Annotated in this window: 8 protein-coding genes; 4 read left to right on the top strand and 4 right to left on the bottom strand. The window is 45.8% G+C overall.

Going from position 1 to position 17,992, the window contains the following annotated elements; all coding sequences use genetic code 11:
- Positions 1-5 precede the first annotated feature (5 nt).
- The 3 genes from gltB (QWZ04_RS08380) to gltB (QWZ04_RS08370) form a co-directional block, all read right to left on the bottom strand.
- Positions 6-4,469: a glutamate synthase large subunit gene (gene gltB, locus QWZ04_RS08380; protein ID WP_290326898.1), complete on the bottom strand. Its 4,464-nt coding sequence runs from the start codon at positions 4,467-4,469 to the stop codon at positions 6-8.
- Positions 4,470-4,840: 371 nt separating this feature from the next.
- The gene (locus QWZ04_RS08375) at positions 4,841-6,310 is read right to left on the bottom strand and encodes a glutamate synthase subunit beta (RefSeq protein WP_290326896.1); all 1,470 of its coding nucleotides are present in this window, start codon (positions 6,308-6,310) and stop codon (positions 4,841-4,843) included.
- Positions 6,310-10,854 carry a glutamate synthase large subunit gene (gene gltB / locus QWZ04_RS08370; protein ID WP_290326894.1) on the bottom strand — a complete coding sequence of 1,515 codons (4,545 nt, stop codon included), beginning with the start codon at positions 10,852-10,854 and terminating at the stop codon, positions 6,310-6,312. Before gltB (QWZ04_RS08370) ends, QWZ04_RS08375 begins: the two co-directional genes overlap by 1 nt.
- 524 nt (positions 10,855-11,378) lie before the next feature.
- On the opposite strand from gltB (QWZ04_RS08370), the gene mnmL reads away from it, so the two are divergent.
- The 4 genes from mnmL (at position 11,379) to QWZ04_RS08350 (ending at position 17,130) form a co-directional block, all read left to right on the top strand.
- Complete coding sequence (mnmL, locus tag QWZ04_RS08365; protein WP_290326892.1) at positions 11,379-12,323, top strand: tRNA modification radical SAM protein MnmL/YtqA; 945 nt, start codon at positions 11,379-11,381, stop codon at positions 12,321-12,323.
- 109 nt (positions 12,324-12,432) lie between these two features.
- The gene (locus QWZ04_RS08360; RefSeq protein ID WP_290326890.1) at positions 12,433-14,163 is read left to right on the top strand and encodes a diguanylate cyclase domain-containing protein; all 1,731 of its coding nucleotides are present in this window, start codon (positions 12,433-12,435) and stop codon (positions 14,161-14,163) included.
- Positions 14,164-14,300: 137 nt separating this feature from the next.
- Positions 14,301-16,661 (top strand): aerobic respiration two-component sensor histidine kinase ArcB, encoded by a 2,361-nt coding sequence (gene arcB, locus QWZ04_RS08355; RefSeq protein ID WP_290326888.1) that lies wholly within the window; start codon positions 14,301-14,303, stop codon positions 16,659-16,661.
- Position 16,662: 1 nt separating this feature from the next.
- The gene (locus QWZ04_RS08350; protein WP_290326886.1) at positions 16,663-17,130 is read left to right on the top strand and encodes a hypothetical protein; all 468 of its coding nucleotides are present in this window, start codon (positions 16,663-16,665) and stop codon (positions 17,128-17,130) included.
- A gap of 83 nt (positions 17,131-17,213) precedes the next feature.
- On the opposite strand, the gene arcA is transcribed toward QWZ04_RS08350, so the two are convergent.
- The gene (gene arcA / locus QWZ04_RS08345) at positions 17,214-17,930 is read right to left on the bottom strand and encodes a two-component system response regulator ArcA (protein ID WP_290326884.1); all 717 of its coding nucleotides are present in this window, start codon (positions 17,928-17,930) and stop codon (positions 17,214-17,216) included.
- Positions 17,931-17,992 lie beyond the last annotated feature (62 nt).

Genomic DNA, 17,992 nt, shown 5'->3' with positions numbered 1-17,992 from the left:
TTCCATTACTGTGCTTGCACACGTAATTCAGCGGCGCTTCGGCTTTGATGCCCGAGTAAGGTGCTGAGTTCTGAGGCATGGGGTTTCACCAAGTAAAATTGAGGAATCCATTCGTCAAAATTAGCTAGGATGTGCTCTGCATGTGCTGAGTGGGTCAGCTCTAGGTGTTCTGCGATTAAGCCACGAAGATGTTCTTGGTGGATGGGCAGTTCACTTAAAGCAACGGCTTCTACCGACTCGGCGTTTACGCGGCCTTGGAAGTCTTGATTCTCATCTAAAACATAGGCAAACCCACCGGTCATGCCCGCGCCAAAGTTGACCCCTGTGGCTCCAAGAATGGCAATAATGCCCCCTGTCATGTATTCGCATGCATTGTCACCGGCCCCTTCGATGACCGAAATGGTGCCTGAGTTTCTGACACCAAATCGTTCGCCTGCTTTACCCGCAGCAAACAACTTGCCACCAGTTGCGCCATATAAGCAGGTATTGCCTATGATGGTTGCTTCATTACATTTAAAGGTCGTGCCGACGTGAGGGTGAATAACAATTTTGCCACCCGCCATGCCTTTGCCAACATAATCGTTCGCATCGCCTGTTAGATAGAGTTCAACACCACCGGCATTCCAGACCCCAAGGGATTGACCTGCCGTGCCATTAAGATGGATTTTAATTGGGCTAGCTGCTAAACCTTGGTTGCCATACCGCTTGGCAATTTCACCAGACAAACGAGCACCGATAGATCTGTCTGTATTGATCACGTCATAGTAGAGGCTGGTGCTTTGTCTTTTTTGTACGGCTTGCTGTGCGTCGTCAACAATTTTGCTGTTGAGCTCAGCTCGGTCAAATGGTGCGTTGGGTTCACTCCAAAATACGGGATGATTTTCAGGTGAAACTGGGGCCGCTAAGATGGGTGAAAGATCGAGCTTGGTTTGTTTTGCTGTTTTCCCTTCAATGACTTCAAGTAAATCAGTTCTGCCAATCAGGTCGGTGAGTTTTTCTACTCCCAGTTCTGATAGCAATGCACGAACTTCATCCGCGAGACCAGTGAAGTAATTGACGACCATTTCAGGTAAGCCCTTAAAGTAGGTGTTTCTTAGGGTTTCATCTTGCGTTGCTACACCCGTAGCGCAGTTGTTTAAATGGCAGATACGTAAGAACTTACAGCCGATAGCGACCATAGGTGCCGTGCCAAATCCGAAGCTTTCAGCCCCTAAAATCGCGGCTTTGACGACGTCCAATCCAGTTTTTAATCCGCCATCAACTTGAAGGCGTATTTTATGCCGTAACCCATTTGCAACAAGTGCTTGTTGAGTTTCCGCTAAGCCAAGCTCCCATGGGCTACCTGCGTATTTTACGGAGGTGATTGGGCTTGCTGCCGTGCCGCCATCGTAGCCTGAAATGGTAATGAGATCAGCGTAGGCTTTGGCTACACCAGTTGCTATGGTGCCAACCCCCGGCTCTGATACTAACTTGACCGAGACTAAGGCCTCTGGGTTCACTTGTTTTAAATCGAAGATCAGCTGAGCTAAATCTTCAATGGAGTAGATATCATGATGTGGTGGAGGAGAGATCAAGGTTACGCCTTGCACAGAATGACGAAGTTTGGCGATTTCAGCCGTTACTTTATGGCCAGGTAATTGACCTCCTTCTCCGGGCTTTGCCCCTTGTGCGACTTTTATTTGCAGTACATCTGCGTTGGTTAAATAGTGGGGGGTGACACCAAAACGACCGGATGCAATTTGCTTGATTCGAGAGTTTCGATTAGTGCCAAAACGAGCCGGATCTTCACCGCCCTCACCGGAGTTTGAGTATCCACCCAATTGGTTCATTGCGATTGCGAGGGCTTGGTGTGCTTCAGGGCTTAATGCTCCGATAGACATTGCTGCAGAGTCAAAGCGTTTGAATAGCTCTGAGTTGGGTTCAACTTGTTCCAGTGCTAAGGGATGTTCTGACATCTTCAATTGCATTAGGTCCCGTAGTGTCGTGACGGGCCTAGAGTTAACTTGTTTTGCATAGCTTTGGTAATCTTGTTTATCACCAGATTTTACAGCCGTTTGTAACGTGCTGACCACGTCGGGGTTGTAGGCGTGGAACTCGCCATCATGCACATACTTTAGTAAGCCACCATGATCAATAGGTTTACGTTTTGCCCAGGCTTTGCGGCCAAGGTTAATAAGATCTTGTTGGAATTCAGGGAAGCTTGCCCCTTGAATACGGGCTGATACTCCACTAAAACATAAGTTAACCACATCATCGTGCAGCCCCACCGCTTCAAATAGTTGTGAGCAACGATAAGAGGCGATGGTGGAAATGCCCATTTTGGACATGATCTTAAATAACCCCTTGTTGATGCCGTTACGATAGTTAAGCATCGCTTGGGCATAGCTTTTATCAATGACCGCATCGTCGATAATTTTTGCTAGAGTTTCATAGGCTAAATACGGGTATATAGCGGTCGCACCAAAGCCAAGTAAGACGGCAAATTGGTGCGGATCTCGAGCAGTAGCCGTTTCAACAATGATATTGGCATCACACCTAAGGTTAGCATTGGCCAATCGAGTTTGTACCGCGCCCACAGCCATCGCTGCTGGAATCGGTAGGCTGCCCTTTGTGATTGCTCGATCCGAGAGCACAATCAAAACGGAACCATCACGTACCGCGATTTCGGCTTGGTCGCACAGAGTCAAAATAGCGTTTTCTAATGAAACGGCTGCCGAGTCAAAGTTGATGTCTAGCAGATAGTGTTGATAATACGCTTTGTCCAACTCCAGCAATTGCTGCATGTCTGAGTAGAGAAGGATAGGGGAGTCAAAACTTACTCGGTGTGCGTGGCCGTCGGTTTCACAAAATACATTCATCTCTTGGCCGATGCTGGTGGCCAAAGACATCACGTGTTTTTCTCGTAAAGGATCGATCGGTGGGTTGGTTACTTGTGCAAATTTTTGTCTGAAGTAATCGGTTATTAGACGTTCTTTAGATGACAACACCGCCATTGGGGCGTCATCGCCCATAGAGCCAGTTGCTTCTTGGCCCATGTCGGCTAAAACCCGTAATACGCTATCAATTTCTTCACGATTCATCGCAAATTGTTTTTGATAGACTTTTAGCTGGCTGTCTTCAAACTGTCGTTGACCTATTTTAGTTTCACCGAGTTCAGAAAATGGCGTTAGTCGATGGACGTTTTCTTGCATCCACTGTTTGTATGGATGTCTATTTTTTAGGTCATTATCTATCTCATCAGATAACCATAGCTTGCCTTCTTTGGTATCGACTACCAGCAATTCGCCAGGGCCTACTCTTCCTTTTTCCGCCACTTCATCGGGAGCGTAATCCCAAATGCCCACTTCTGAGGCTAGGGTGATGAGATTATCTTTGGTGATGACGTAGCGTGCTGGCCGGAGACCGTTTCGGTCGAGATTACAGGCAGCATAACGGCCGTCAGATAATACGATGCCAGCGGGGCCATCCCATGGTTCCATGTGCTTGGAGTTAAAGTCGTAAAATGCGCGCAGGTCTTCATCCATATCTGGGTGGTTTTGCCACGCAGGCGGTACGAGCATTCTCATGGCGCGGAAGATATCCATGCCGCCAGCCAAGAAGAGATCCAACATGTTATCTAGGCTGGAAGAATCGGAGCCGACTTCATTAACAAATGGCGCAGCGGTGTGTAAGTCGGGTAGCAATGGAGAGCTGAACTTATAAGCTCGTGCTTTTGCCCACTGGCGATTACCCTCAATGGTGTTGATTTCACCATTGTGGGCTAGGTAGCGAAATGGTTGAGCTAAGGGCCACCTCGGCTGAGTATTGGTTGAGAAACGCTGGTGGAACAGGCAAATAGCCGATTCCATACGTAAATCCGCCAGATCTAAATAGAACCTTGGTAGGTCTGCGGGCATACAAAGCCCTTTGAAGACAATAACCTGAGTGGAAAGGCTACAAATATAGAATTCGTTATCGTCGGTAATACGTTTTTCTATTCGACGCCTTGCTATATAAAGGCGGCGTTCGATATCGCGGTTTTGCCAACCCGCAGGGGCATTGATAAAAACTTGTTCGATATTCGGGACAGACTGTTTTGCAATTGGGCCGAGTACTTCGGAATTGGTTGGCACTGAGCGCCAACCTGCAATGGTCAGCGTTTCTTTGGCTAATTCTTCATTGATGATGGCTTTGGTTGCGGCGGCTTTGACCGGGTCTTGGTTGAAGAAAACCATGCCGATCGCGTATTGCTTACCCAGATTCCAGTTTTGTTCTTGGGCAACTAACCGTAAATAGGAGTCAGGCTTTTGTAGCAATAAACCACAGCCATCACCGGTCTTTCCATCCGCAGCGATCCCGCCACGATGGGTCATCCTATCGAGTGCGGATATAGCCGTGCGAACGAGTTTATGGCTTGGCTTTCCTTTCATGTGGGCGATTAACCCAAAACCGCAGTTATCTTTTTCAAGATAAGGATCGTAAAGCGTCATTGCAATTCTCCCTTTGCTGACTGCCTTCCTAGCAGAAAATGACTGATTCTTATGAGGTTGCGCGAGTAAATCGCGTTATTCTTATTTTAATATTTTGTTGCTAATTTGTTTTTACCGACATTACAACGTATAGGGAATGACATTAAAGGTCAAGTATTCAGCAATTTGTTTGGTGTATCTGGATTTTTTAGGGAATAACTCGGAATTAGGTAAGAGGTCTTATTTTGGTTCTAGATAATTGAAGAGACGTATTCTGCGCTGGCTGATGGATGGCTTAAAGTAAAACGGTGAGCAATAGGAAAGATATAAAACGAAAAAAGGCCAACAGAGGACAATCTGTTGGCCAATAGGAAGGAACTATTTATAGTTATTTATGCTGAAAGCATGAGCGAGTTCGCTCTGGCTTCTAGATTGGTACCGCCCATGAGGTAGGCATCAATTTCGCGTGCACATTCACGGCCTTCATTGATACAACGCACGACCAAAGATTGGCCTGTGCGCATATCACCAGCTGCGAATACGCCTTTTTGGCTTGTAGCATAACCTTCAGTTGCTACATTGCCGCGCTCATCAAGTTTTATGTCTAGTTGAGCAAGCACACCGGTTGGCTCTGGGTGTAAGAAACCCATCGCTAGGAATGCCATATCACAAGGAATGACGCGTTCAGTTGCTGCAACTTCTTCAAACCCTGGGCGTTCACCAGGTTTCGCGTCTTGCCATACAATGTCGGCAACACGCAAGCCAGTGACTTCACCTTTATCATTACTGATGAACTCTTTGGTCAGAATATTCCAATGACGCTCACAGCCCTCTTCGTGAGAAGTGGTTGTTTTCATGATCATTGGGTACTGAGGCCAAGGCATATTTGCTGGACGTTTCTCAGGTGGGATCGGCATGATCTCCACTTGAGTAATACTCGCTGCTTTATGACGGTTTGATGTGCCGACACAGTCAGAACCAGTATCACCCCCACCAATAACAACAATGTGTTTGTCTTTAGCGTGGATCTCTTCAGTCTTAAGATCTAAGCCGTTAGCGCGACGGTTATTTTGCCCAAGGAACTCCATGGCAAAATGCACGCCTTTCAGCTCACGGCCTGGAATTGGTAAATCGCGAGGAACAGTAGAGCCACCCGTTAGCAACACAACATCGAAATCTTGACGAAGCTGTTGGGCATTAACATCAACACCAATGTGCTGGTTGACTTTGAACTCAACACCAGCGTCTGCCATTAGGTTGATCTTACGGTCAATCACATCCATACCGAGCTTAAAGTCAGGGATACCAAAGCGCAGTAATCCACCCACTTTCTCGTCACGTTCAAATACCGTAACCGTATGTCCCGCGCTGTTCAGTTGTTCTGCCGCAGCAAGACCTGCAGGGCCAGAGCCGATGATCGCAATGGTTTTACCCGTGCGAGAGCGCGGTATTTTTGGCTTAGCGTAGCCTTCGCGATAGGCGGTTTCTACAATGGTTTTCTCGATATTACAAATCGTGATTGGATCTTGGTTGATACCAAGCACACATGCACTCTCACATGGAGACGGGCATACACGACCGGTAAACTCAGGGAAGTTATTGGTAGAGCTTAGAATGTTCCAAGCTTCTTCCCAGCTATCACGATAAACCGCATCGTTAAACTCAGGAATGATGTTACCAATAGGACAACCGCTGTGACAAAACGGTACGCCACAGTCCATACAACGTGATGCTTGAGTACCGATTTTTTCGCCAAATTCGTCGTTGAGTACGAATTCTTTGTTGTCTTCAATTCGAACGGACGGGTCGAGCTTCTTTGGAAGCTCGCGACCATGTTCTAAAAATCCAGTAGGCTTACCCATTATACTGCCTCCACTTGTTCCGTTTGTGCTTGCGCCGCTTCCGCTTTACGTTTTTGTAGCACCGCTTTGTAGTCACGCGGCATCACTTTAACCAAAGAGGCTAAGCTAGCTTCAAAATTGTCTAGGAAAGACTGTGCAACTTCACTTCCTGTGAATTTCACATGTTTCGTTAGCATGTCTAATAGAAGATCTTTATCTTCTTGTTCGATTGGGTCTAGGTCGACCAGTTCAGCATTAAGCTTGGTTTCAAAATCACCCGCTTTATCCCAAACATACGCAACACCGCCACTCATACCTGCCGCAAAGTTACGACCAGTAGAGCCTAGGATAACTGCTGCACCGCCTGTCATGTATTCACAACCGTGGTCGCCAATACCTTCAACAACGACTTTCGCGCCTGAGTTACGAACACAGAAACGCTCACCAGCCATACCACGGATGAAAGATTCACCTGACGTTGCGCCATAGAAACAGACGTTACCAACCACGATGTTGTCTTCTGCAACGATGGTCGATTTGGTGTCTGGGTACAGTACTAGCGTACCGCCAGATAGTCCTTTACCCCAGTAGTCATTCGCGTCGCCTTCTACTTCAAACTTAACGCCTTTCGCTAGGAATGCACCAAAGGATTGGCCAGCACTGCCGTAGAACTTAACGTTCATTGGCTTTGGTAGACCTTTATCTTTATACACTTTCGAAATCTCGTTCGACAGCATGGTGCCCGCAGAGCGGTCAGTGTTAATGATAGGGAACTCAGCGGTAACGGCTTCGCCTTTTTCTAACGCAGGAATCGCCGCTTGGATTAACTTACGATCCAGAACGTCTTCAAGATTATGGTTCTGCTGTGTCTGGTTATAAATACCGTCTTCGTCACGAGCCGGTTCAATGTGCAGAACAGGCGTTAAATCTAGGTTTTTATATTTCCAGTGTTTGATGTCTTCACGCACTTTTAGCTTATGTGATTGGCCAACCATCTCTTCGATAGTACGGAAACCAAGTTCAGCCATTACTTCGCGCATGCCTTCTGCCATGTATTGGAAGAACGTCACGACATCATCTACGCGGCCATCAAAGCGCTCACGCAGTGTTTTATTTTGTGTTGCGATACCAACAGGGCAGGTGTTTTTATGACACTTACGCATCATGATACAGCCTTCAACAACCAATGCCGCCGTTGCCACACCCCACTCTTCAGCACCTAACAACGTCGCTACGATTAAATCGCGTGGCGTTTTCATTTGGCCATCAGACTGAACAACGATACGGTTACGCAAACCGTTTTTCAGCAGAGTTTGGTGCGTTTCCGCCAGCCCTAGCTCCCATGGTAGACCTGTGTGGCGAATCGATGACATTGGTGATGCACCAGTACCGCCATCAAAACCTGCAATCAGTACTACATCGGCTTTAGCTTTTGCTACACCAGAGGCAATCGTACCAACACCGGCTTCAGACACGAGCTTAACGTTAACACGGCCATCACGGTTGGCATTTTTCAGATCGTAGATCAATTGAGCCAAATCTTCGATTGAGTAAATATCATGGTGTGGCGGTGGTGAAATTAGGCCGACGCCAGGAGTCGAGTGACGTGTTGCACCGATCCAGTCATCTACTTTATCGCCAGGAAGTTGTCCGCCTTCACCCGGTTTCGCGCCTTGAGCCATTTTAATCTGAATTTCATCAGAGTTAGTTAGGTAGTAAGACGTTACGCCGAATCGACCAGAAGCAACCTGCTTGATAGCAGAGCGTTCCCAATCGCCGTTTTCTTTCGGTTCAAAACGTGCTGGATCTTCACCACCCTCACCAGAGTTCGATTTCGCGCCAATGCGGTTCATCGCGACAGCCAGTGTTGAGTGCGCTTCATAAGAAATTGAACCGAATGACATGGCACCGGTAGCAAAGCGCTTCAAGATGCTTTCGATTGGTTCTACTTCTTCAAGTGGAATAGAACCTGCTGGATTTTTAACGAAATCTAGCTGGCTACGCAGTGTTGCTGCGTTGTCGCCTTGAGCATCGACGGCTTGTGCGTATTGCTTAAACTGAGAGTAATCTTTATTGCGAGTAGACTCTTGTAATAAAGAAATGGTCTCTGGGTTAAACAAGTGTTTTTCACCACGTTGTTTCCATTGGTAAACACCACCAACATCCAATACTTGGACTGGGATTTCACGTGTCGGGTAACCAAGGCGGTGACGAACTAATACTTCTTTTGCAATATCATCAATGGTTAAGCCTTCGATACGAGTAACCGTACCAGTGAAGTACTTATCAACCACTGATTTGCTGATACCAAGCGCTTCAAAAATTTGAGCACCATGGTAAGACTGAAGCGTGGAAATGCCCATCTTCGAGAAGATTTTCAGTAGACCGCCGTTAACACCTTTACGGTAGTTATCGAATAGTGCTTCTGCTGATAGTGATGGGTCTAGCTTCTTAGTACGCTGAAGATCAATGATGGTTTCAGTCACTAAGTATGGGTTAACAGCGTTAGCACCGTAACCAACTAATGTGGCGAAATGGTGCGTCTCACGAGCATCGCCAGTCTCAATCACGATGTCACACTTCGCACGTAATCCTTTACGAATTAGGTGATGGTGAACTGCGCCTACGGCCAGCATTGCTGGAATCGCTGCGTGGTTTGAGTTAACGGCACGGTCAGTCAGTAGGATGATAGAGTAACCGTCGTTTACGGCATCTTCAGCGTATTGACAAACACGTTTAAGAGCGCGCTCTAGCTTGCCTTTTTCTTCGCTTGCGCGGAATACGATATCCAGCGTTTTAGCTTGTAAGTGCTCGTTATCAATCGCGCGCAGTTTTTCTAATTCCGCGTTTGATAATACTGGCGACTCAAGCTCAACTTTTTGACAGTGTTCAGGCGTTTCTGCAAGTAGGTTTTGGTCTTTACCTAAGTACGTATTTAACGACATAACCATGCGCTCACGGATCGGATCGATCGGTGGGTTGGTTACTTGAGCAAACAGCTGCTTAAAGTAGTTTGAAAGGTGCTGAGATTGGTGCGACAAAATCGCTAACGGCCAATCGGCACCCATGGCTGAAAGTGGCTCGTAGCCAGTTTTTGCCAGAGGAACAATGATCTCGTTGACTTCTTCAGAACTCACACCAAAAGCTTGCTGATGATGCAGTAGACGTTCAGGTGAAGGCTGAGAGTGAGAGTTATCGGCTTCTGGCAGCTCTTTCAAGCTCAATAGGTTGTCTTTAACCCATTGCTCATAAGGCTGTGCTTTAGCGATGTCGTCTTTCACTTCTTCATCTGAAATGATGCGGCCTTGTTCAAGGTCAGCAACAAAAATACGACCCGGTTGTAGACGACCACGGAACTCAACGTTCTCTGGTTCAATTTCTACAACACCAGATTCAGATGCCATGACTAGGAAGTCATCTTTAGTCACTGTGTAACGAGATGGACGCAGGCCGTTACGGTCTAGCGTTGCACCTACTTGAACACCATCGGTGAAACAAACTGATGCAGGGCCATCCCATGGTTCCATTACGTTAGCGTGGTATTGATAGAACGCTCGACGTGTTGGATCCATGTTTTTGTTTTCTTGCCATGCTTCAGGGATCATCATCATCAATGCATGAGGCAAGCTACGTCCAGAAAGAACTAATAGCTCAAGCGCCATATCAAAGTTAGATGAATCTGAGCTACCTTCTTGACAGATAGGCAGCAGCATGTCGATTTCTGCTTTAGTGAAAAGATCGGATTCAATGATCGCTTCACGTGCTTTCATCCAGTTTAAGTTACCGCGAACCGTATTGATTTCGCCATTATGGGCAATATAACGGAACGGTTGGGCGAGGCGCCAACGTGGGAACGTATTGGTAGAAAAGCGAGAGTGAACCAAGGCTAGTGCAGTAACCATGGTAGGGTTTTGTAAATCTAGGAAGTACTGAGGTACTTGCTCGGTCGTTAACTGACCTTTATAAACCAACGTCTTGTATGACATTGAGTTAATGTAGAAGTCGTCACCGATATTTGAAATGCTTTCTAGGCAGACACGAACGGTATAGTTACGCAGAACATACAGTTTACGTTCTAGCTCTTCTGGTTTAATACCAGGGCCACCAGAGATAAATACATGCTCAAATTGTGGCTCAGTGCTCAGTGGGTCTGCACCGATCATTGAATTATCAACAGGCAGTACACGGTAGCCGATGACTTCAAGCTCAAGGCGTTTTGCATTGCGCTCTAGAATGTCTCTACATTGAGCGCGTTTGTGTTCGTCCTTCGGGAACAACACCACACCCACACCATACTTTTCAAACGAAGGCAGAGTAATGCCTTGTTTGACGGTTTCTTCTAAGAGAAATTCATGAGGTTTTTGCAATAAGATACCTGCACCATCGCCGCTGCATGGATCACAGCCTTGACCACCACGGTGTTCCATACGAGCAAGCATGTCGAGTGCTTGAGTAACAACAGCGTGAGATTTGCGGTTCTTAAGATGAGCAACAAAACCGATACCACAAGCGTCATGCTCCAATTCTGGAGTATATAGACCTTGTGAATTCTGCTTATCTACCATAGATAACATCCTTCCAGTTATATTCGGGCGCGGGTTGCTAAGGGCAACAGCCGACCCTGTCCTTTTTTAATTATGAAATCGAAACCGTTTTTTTGTTAAAAACAGTCAGAATCCTTTCTGTCCTTCGCGGGAAATTATGAGCGAAGAAGACTATTCCTTGGAGATACGCACTCAAATAAACCAATATGATAGGTTTTGATGTTGGTGGGGAGTGGTATCTGCCTATTTAACTCTGTTTCATCAGACACAAAAATGCCTGATAAAAGGTGACGCGTGTAACTATCCTACAATTTTGCCTAGTTAAATTCCATTTAAACTTACCTTGAATTGAGCATTTTTTCGACCAGTTTTTGCATATATAGTTTAACAAATCGATAACAAGGCCACTATTTATAGGATTTTATGCATCTTTATTGATTTCTGTCGGGGTTAAAAAAAATACGTGCCACTAGAATTCGGCCCTATTTCTTGCAGATATGTAATTTTGTTTCACAAGATGGCGTTTGCGCCCAGAGTACTTTTAAATGGCAAAGCAGCTACACGAATTAGTAAATACGATTGGTCAGGATTTACAGCGTCGATATAAAGAGAAGGTGCATAAACTTACCTTACATGGCGGTTTTAGTTGTCCTAATCGAGACGGTACGATTGGCAGGGGGGGGTGTACCTTTTGCAATGTGGCGTCCTTTTCTGATGAGCAAACACAAATTAAAAGTATTCGTGAACAATTGACTGATCGTGCAGGGGAAGTGAAGCGAGCCAAAAAATACTTGGCTTACTTTCAAGCCTACACAAATACCTACGCCGAAGTGCAAGTGTTAAAAAACATGTATGAGGAAGCCCTGACGCAAGCAGATATCGTGGGATTGTGTGTGGGTACTCGGCCTGACTGTGTGCCGCAAGCCGTATTAGATTTATTATCGGAGTATCGCCAACAAGGCTATGAGATCTGGTTAGAACTTGGTTTGCAAACCGCCAATAACGATACTTTAAAGCGCATTAACCGCGGCCATGATTTTGAGTGCTACGCCGAGATTACCAAGAAGGCCCGAGCACTTGGTATTAAAGTTTGCACGCACTTGATTATTGGCTTGCCAAAAGAGACCGAACAGGATTACCACGAAACGTTAAACAAAGTCATCGAAGTGGGCACTGACGGCATAAAACTACACCCTCTGCATATTGTAGAAGGAAGCACGATGGCCAAAGCGTGGCGAGCTGGAAAGATAGAAGAACTCGTGCTTGATGATTATATCAACATAGCCACTGATTTAATTCGTCATACGCCACCAAGCATTGTGTTCCATAGAGTCACGGCGACCGCACGTAGGCCAACCTTACTAGCGCCTTTGTGGGGGGAGCAACGTTGGTTAGCGATGACCAGTATTGGTAGCCAGTTGGATGAACTGGGTGCCCAAGGTAGCGCTTTGAATGATTCTTTTCATTATACGTTACCAATTTTGAAATAAATAACCTCAATGGTTCTTGGGGGAAACATCAGGAACACTGCTTAGAAGTGAGGCGAGAGAGCAGGCTTTTGTGTACACTGTAAAAGTCTGTTTAAAAAGCGAATCTTGGATGGAAACGATATACCACTGGTTATGGGAAACCACGCGTGAATTTGGCTTCGAATACGCGGTAGTGACACTTAGTGTCATCATGGTGTTTTATTATCGACACCGCTCGCAGCGCCAAGCTGAACGTTTTTTATCTGACGTACCCATTGCTGTACTGATTGTTGATGCTAAAAACGGTCAGTTGCTTAAGGCTAACCGTCATGCATTACAGCTGTTTTCTATTCGAATAGTCGGAGAGCAGTTTCGCTTCCCAAGCATGATCAGCCCGGATTTCTTGCTCAAGATCTTCCGTCCCTTTCGGTCTAATGCCAAGTTCAGCCAGCATGTTCAGTCGTTTCCTGTTTCAGAGCATCTGTCTCGGAAACTATGTCTATCCGGTCGATTAGAAAAGTACCGTGGCAACTTGGTGTGGTATCTCTATGCAGAGTTGGAGCGAAGCTCTACCGATGAGGCGCCTATGCTTCAGCATGAAGTGACCACTCGAGTATTGGATTCGATGTCTGAATTGGTGTTCTTCAAAGACAAAAACAATCAATTGCTGGGAACCAATAAAGCCCACGATCGTTTTTGGCATGACCGTTTAGAAGAAGCTGAGCACTTATCCCTAAACCACAAAAATGGGCGCTTTAGTCAGCGAAAGTGGACCACGACGCCTGACGGAAAAAGTTGTTTATTAGAAACTCACATCAGTGTGTTAATGGACGATAAAGGCAACCCCATGGGCACCTTGGGTATCAGCCATGATGTGACGGATTGGAAGCAAACCCAACAAGCACTCAGAGATGAGATGGAGCGTCATAAAGATACCGAAGTAGCGCTGGCTCAGCGGGACACTATTTTACAATCCATATTATCGGCTAGCCCAGATCCGATCGGTATGTTTAACGAAAATATGATTTACGAAGCGTGTAATCAGCCGTTTGTTGAAGCGCTCGGCATTACCGACCCTGCAGAGTTGCTGGGTAAAAAGTTGGATCAGGTCGTGCCTCAAGATAACTATCTCAATTATGAAAATAGCGATCAGCAAGTGATGAACCAAGGCCAAACACTGAGGTATATCAGCAAAGTGGAGCGCACAAGTGGTGATGCCAGTTGGTATGATGTGGTTAAGTCGCCTTATCAAGACCCTGCATCTGGAACCAATGGCGTGTTAGTGATCACTCGTGATGTGAGCGAGCGTTACCTTGCCGAACAAAAGCTAGCGAGTGCTAACTTAGAGCTTGAGAAGCTGAGTTTTATTGATGGTTTAACCAAGGTAGCAAACCGTCGTCGATTTGATGAGCAGTTGGACATATTGTGGCGCTTGCACGTTAGACAGCAGAAGCCACTAACTATCATGTTATGTGATATTGACTATTTTAAAGACTATAACGACAGTTACGGACATCAAAAAGGGGACGATGCCCTTATTCAAGTGGCGCAGGTGTTTGCCCAAGTATTATCGAGACAATCGGATTTCGTTGCGAGATACGGTGGTGAAGAGTTCGCCTTTTTGCTGCCTGATACCGATGTAGACGGGGCGGAAAATGTCTCGCTGCGTATTCATGAAGCCATTCAAGAATTGAAAATCGACCATGAGCAGTCGTTAGTATCCGATTGGGTAACGTTAAGTATTGGGATTGTTTCTTATGTCCCTAACAATGAGGAAACCGCCAGCTCGTTAGTTGCTATGGCCGATAAAGCCCTTTATCGCGCCAAACAAAGAGGTCGAAATCAATCTCAGTTCTACTAACCGTCGCTATGGACAGGCAAATCAGCAGGTCAGAATAAAATCATCATTATTTCATTTGGTTAGTTGTGAGCCTTTTACGGGACGAAAGGTCATAACCTAGTTACAATTGACCCTCATTTTCGAAACAGGAACGTTGAATGAAGCCAATAAAAAACCTAGCCCAGTATTATGTCGACTTACTCGTAAAGCTGGGCATTGTGCGTTTCTCTATTTTATTGGCGCTGGCACTGGTCGCGCTAGCGGTCTTTGTTCAGGTGGGCATTACGCTGGCGCTTCAAGGCAGCGTTGATGATATCGACATTGTTCGATCCGTGTTCTTTGGTTTGATCATTACCCCTTGGGCGGTTTACTTTCTATCTGTTGTGGTTGATCAGTTAGAAGAATCTCGTCAGCGATTGTCTAAATTGGTTTCCAAGCTCAAAGACATGCGTTCTCGCGACCAAGAGCTTAATTATCAACTGCAACAAAATATCGCTCGCTTGAATTCAGAAATCGAAGAGAGGCAGCGAGCAGAAGAGGCTCGAGGTGAAGTTCTTGCTGATCTCGAAAACGAAGTGTATCAACGGGAAAGAGCGCAAGTGGAGCTTGCGGAGCGTACCGCATTATTGCGTTCATTTATCGATGCTTCTCCTGACCTTATTTATTACCGTAACGAACAAGGTGAATTTTCTGGCTGTAACCGAGCGATGGAAAACCTGACTGGTAAAGGTGAGCATGAGTTAGTCGGGCTAACCCCGTGGGATGTATACAGCAAAGAGGTCGCAAGACAAATTGTCGAAACCGATAAGCAGGTATTTGATGGTAATCACTCACTCACTTATGAACAGTGGCTTGAATATCCCGATGGTAAGAAAGCATACTTTGAGCTAAGAAAAGTGCCGTTTTATAGCAAGGAAGGGAAGCACCTTGGCTTGGTTGGATTCGGCCGAGATATTACTGAACGTAAGAAATATCAAGATGCGCTGGAAAAAGCCAGCCAAGATAAAACCACCTTTATTTCTACTATTAGTCATGAATTACGTACGCCTCTTAACGGCATTGTTGGCCTGAGTCGTATGCTGTTGGATACAAAACTGACAGAAGAGCAGCGTCAGTACCTACAAACGATTAATGTGAGCGCCGTTAGTTTAGGTAATATTTTCAACGATATTATTGATATGGATAAGTTTGATCGACGCAAACTGGAGCTGTTCCCTAAAGCGCTTGACTTTAACGACTTCATTACGGAAATAGAAAGCTTATCCAGCCTGATGGCAGAACAAAAAGGCCTGCGCTTTGATTTGGAGCGTTTGACACCATTACCGAGCGGCATTGAGGTCGATGCCACTCGCTTAAGGCAAGTGCTTTGGAACTTAATTAGTAACGCTATGAAGTTTACTAAAGAGGGCGGCGTTGTCATGAGTGTGAGTACTGAAACTCAAGGTGACATGGTTGAAGTGACGCTAGAGATAGAAGACACAGGCATCGGCATTCCAGATGGCGAGTTAGATAAAATATTTGCTATGTATTACCAAGTAAAGTCGGGCAAAGACAATCTACATGCCGTGGGTACGGGTATCGGTTTAGCCGTATCTAGGCAGCTCATTAATATGATGAATGGTGATATTGTCGTGTCTAGCGAAGAAGGATTTGGTAGCACCTTTAGTGTGACTATTTGTGTGCCCGTTGTGCAAGGTGAAGTAGACAAAACGAGTAAGTACTTAGAAGTACAAGGATCGCTGCGTATCTTCATGTTGGAAGACATCGAGTTAAATGTCACGGTTGCCCGCTCATTACTTGAAAGCTTGGGCCATACCGTCGATGTAGCGATGACTGGGCAGGAAGCGATAGATAACTTTGAGCCACATTTGTACGACTTAGCTTTGCTTGATATTCAACTGCCAGACATGACGGGCTTTGACGTTGCAGAGTTTTTTAGAAAGACGCACAGTGAATTACCGCCATTAGTCGCTCTCACGGCCAATACGTTGAAAGATAAGGATGAGTATCTACGTAAAGGCATGGATGATGTTATAAGCAAGCCCTTATCCGTTAAGGGAGTGAAACGGGCACTAGCGCATTGCGCGGCTCAAGACAGCAGCGTTCAAGTTCCAGTGAAATCGATGGAAAACAAAGGGCCTACAGAGCCATCGTCGAAAGTGTTCAACAAAGTGCTCGACTTGCCAATGTTAGAATCGTATGTCGAAATAGTGGGGGCTGGCCCGGTGTTGCAAAGCATCAAAATGTTCGAAGACATGATGCCGAGTTATATCGAGATTCTGGATTCAAATATGATCGCTAAAGATCAAGATGGTATTGTGTCTGAGGCGCATAAGATTAAGGGAGCCGCGGGCTCAATTGGACTTAAGCACATACAAAAAGTCGCGCAGAAAGCTCAATCTCCTGAGCATGCCGCGTGGTGGGAGAATATTCAAGATTGGGTTGATGAAATCAGAAACGGTTACCAACACGATATTGGAATCCTTAAAGATTGGCTTAAAAGCAGCGAAGGTAAATAAAATGAAAACAAAGATGGCAACAGCAGCAATACTAGGCTTTACGTTACTCACAGGGTGTGCAGCAATGACGCCTGCTGCCGAACAAGCGCCGTGGGGAGAAAACAATACCGTGATGATTGCGCAAGCAAAGGTAGCGCTATCGAGTAACCTTTGGATTAATGCTATGCCTTCTACAAAGGCAAAAAGCGATCACATGGTTAATGCGGCGTTATACATCGAATCTAAGCAGGGCTTGCCAGCCAACTTAGAAGTAACCAGTGTAACATTTCGTCAGGGTGATCAAGTGTGGGTAGTATCGGAAGATGAGTTTGAGCTGCGAACTCACTCAGATACTCAATGGGAAGTTGCTTTGATGGTGGAAGCCAACGTTGATGACAGCCAACCCGTAGACGTTGCAGTTAACTTTGGTAGCGATGGCAAAACGTTTTGGTTAATCGATCGTAACATCAAGGTGGATACGGTTTACTAAACAAGCGATGTATACGTGAGATATAAAAAAGCCCTGAACGTTATCGTTAAGGGCTTTTTTGTATGCAGCGTTGTGGTTCAGACTTACTCGTCTAAATCACCACAAAAGCGATAACCTTCACCGTGAATTGTCGCGATGATTTCTGGGGTATCAGCAATGGATTCGAAGTGCTTACGAATACGACGAATAGTCACATCAACAGTACGATCGTGTGGTTTAAGCTCGCGACCAGTCATTTTCTTCAGCAGGTCAGCACGCGTTTGAATCTTGCCTGGGTTTTCACAGAAGTGAAGTAGGGCACGGAATTCAGAGCGAGGCAGTTTATAACCTTCGCCACCAGGGCTGACGAGTGAACGGCTGTTGATATCCAGCTCCCAACCATTGAACGTATAACTTTCTACTGTGCGCTTCTCTTCAGGTGCAGCACCAATGCTCATTGAGCGGCCTAGAAGGTTACGAGCACGGATAGTCAGTTCACGTGGGTTGAATGGTTTGGTGATGTAATCATCAGCACCAATTTCAAGACCTAAGATCTTATCAACTTCGTTGTCACGACCCGTTAAGAACATGAGAGCAACATTCGCTTGTTCGCGTAGTTCACGAGCAAGAAGCAATCCGTTTTTACCTGGCAAGTTAATGTCCATGATAACTAGATTAACTTGGTTTTCAGACAGTAACTGGTGCATTTCTTCACCGTCACTGGCTTCAAATACAGTGTATCCCTCTGCTTCGAAAATGCTCTTTAGAGTATTACGGGTCACTTGCTCATCTTCAACGATGAGAATTTGTGGGGTTTGCATTGGCGGTACCTAAATTGTAACTAAATTGTTTAAATAAATAGATTCTAGGCAAAAAAAATAAC

Origin of the sequence: Vibrio tapetis subsp. quintayensis, from assembly GCF_030409945.1 — a bacterium.
Lineage (GTDB): Bacteria > Pseudomonadota > Gammaproteobacteria > Enterobacterales > Vibrionaceae > Vibrio > Vibrio quintayensis.
This window is presented reverse-complemented; position numbering and strand designations above follow the sequence as displayed.

Coding starts and splice junctions, on each gene's coding strand:
- gltB (WP_290326898.1), bottom strand. CDS start 4,469: ATGACGCTTTACGATCCTTATCTTGAAAAAGATAACTGCGGTTTTGGG.
- QWZ04_RS08375 (WP_290326896.1), bottom strand. CDS start 6,310: ATGGGTAAGCCTACTGGATTTTTAGAACATGGTCGCGAGCTTCCAAAG.
- gltB (WP_290326894.1), bottom strand. CDS start 10,854: ATGGTAGATAAGCAGAATTCACAAGGTCTATATACTCCAGAATTGGAG.
- mnmL (WP_290326892.1), top strand. CDS start 11,379: ATGGCAAAGCAGCTACACGAATTAGTAAATACGATTGGTCAGGATTTA.
- QWZ04_RS08360 (WP_290326890.1), top strand. CDS start 12,433: ATGGAAACGATATACCACTGGTTATGGGAAACCACGCGTGAATTTGGC.
- arcB (WP_290326888.1), top strand. CDS start 14,301: ATGAAGCCAATAAAAAACCTAGCCCAGTATTATGTCGACTTACTCGTA.
- QWZ04_RS08350 (WP_290326886.1), top strand. CDS start 16,663: ATGAAAACAAAGATGGCAACAGCAGCAATACTAGGCTTTACGTTACTC.
- arcA (WP_290326884.1), bottom strand. CDS start 17,930: ATGCAAACCCCACAAATTCTCATCGTTGAAGATGAGCAAGTGACCCGT.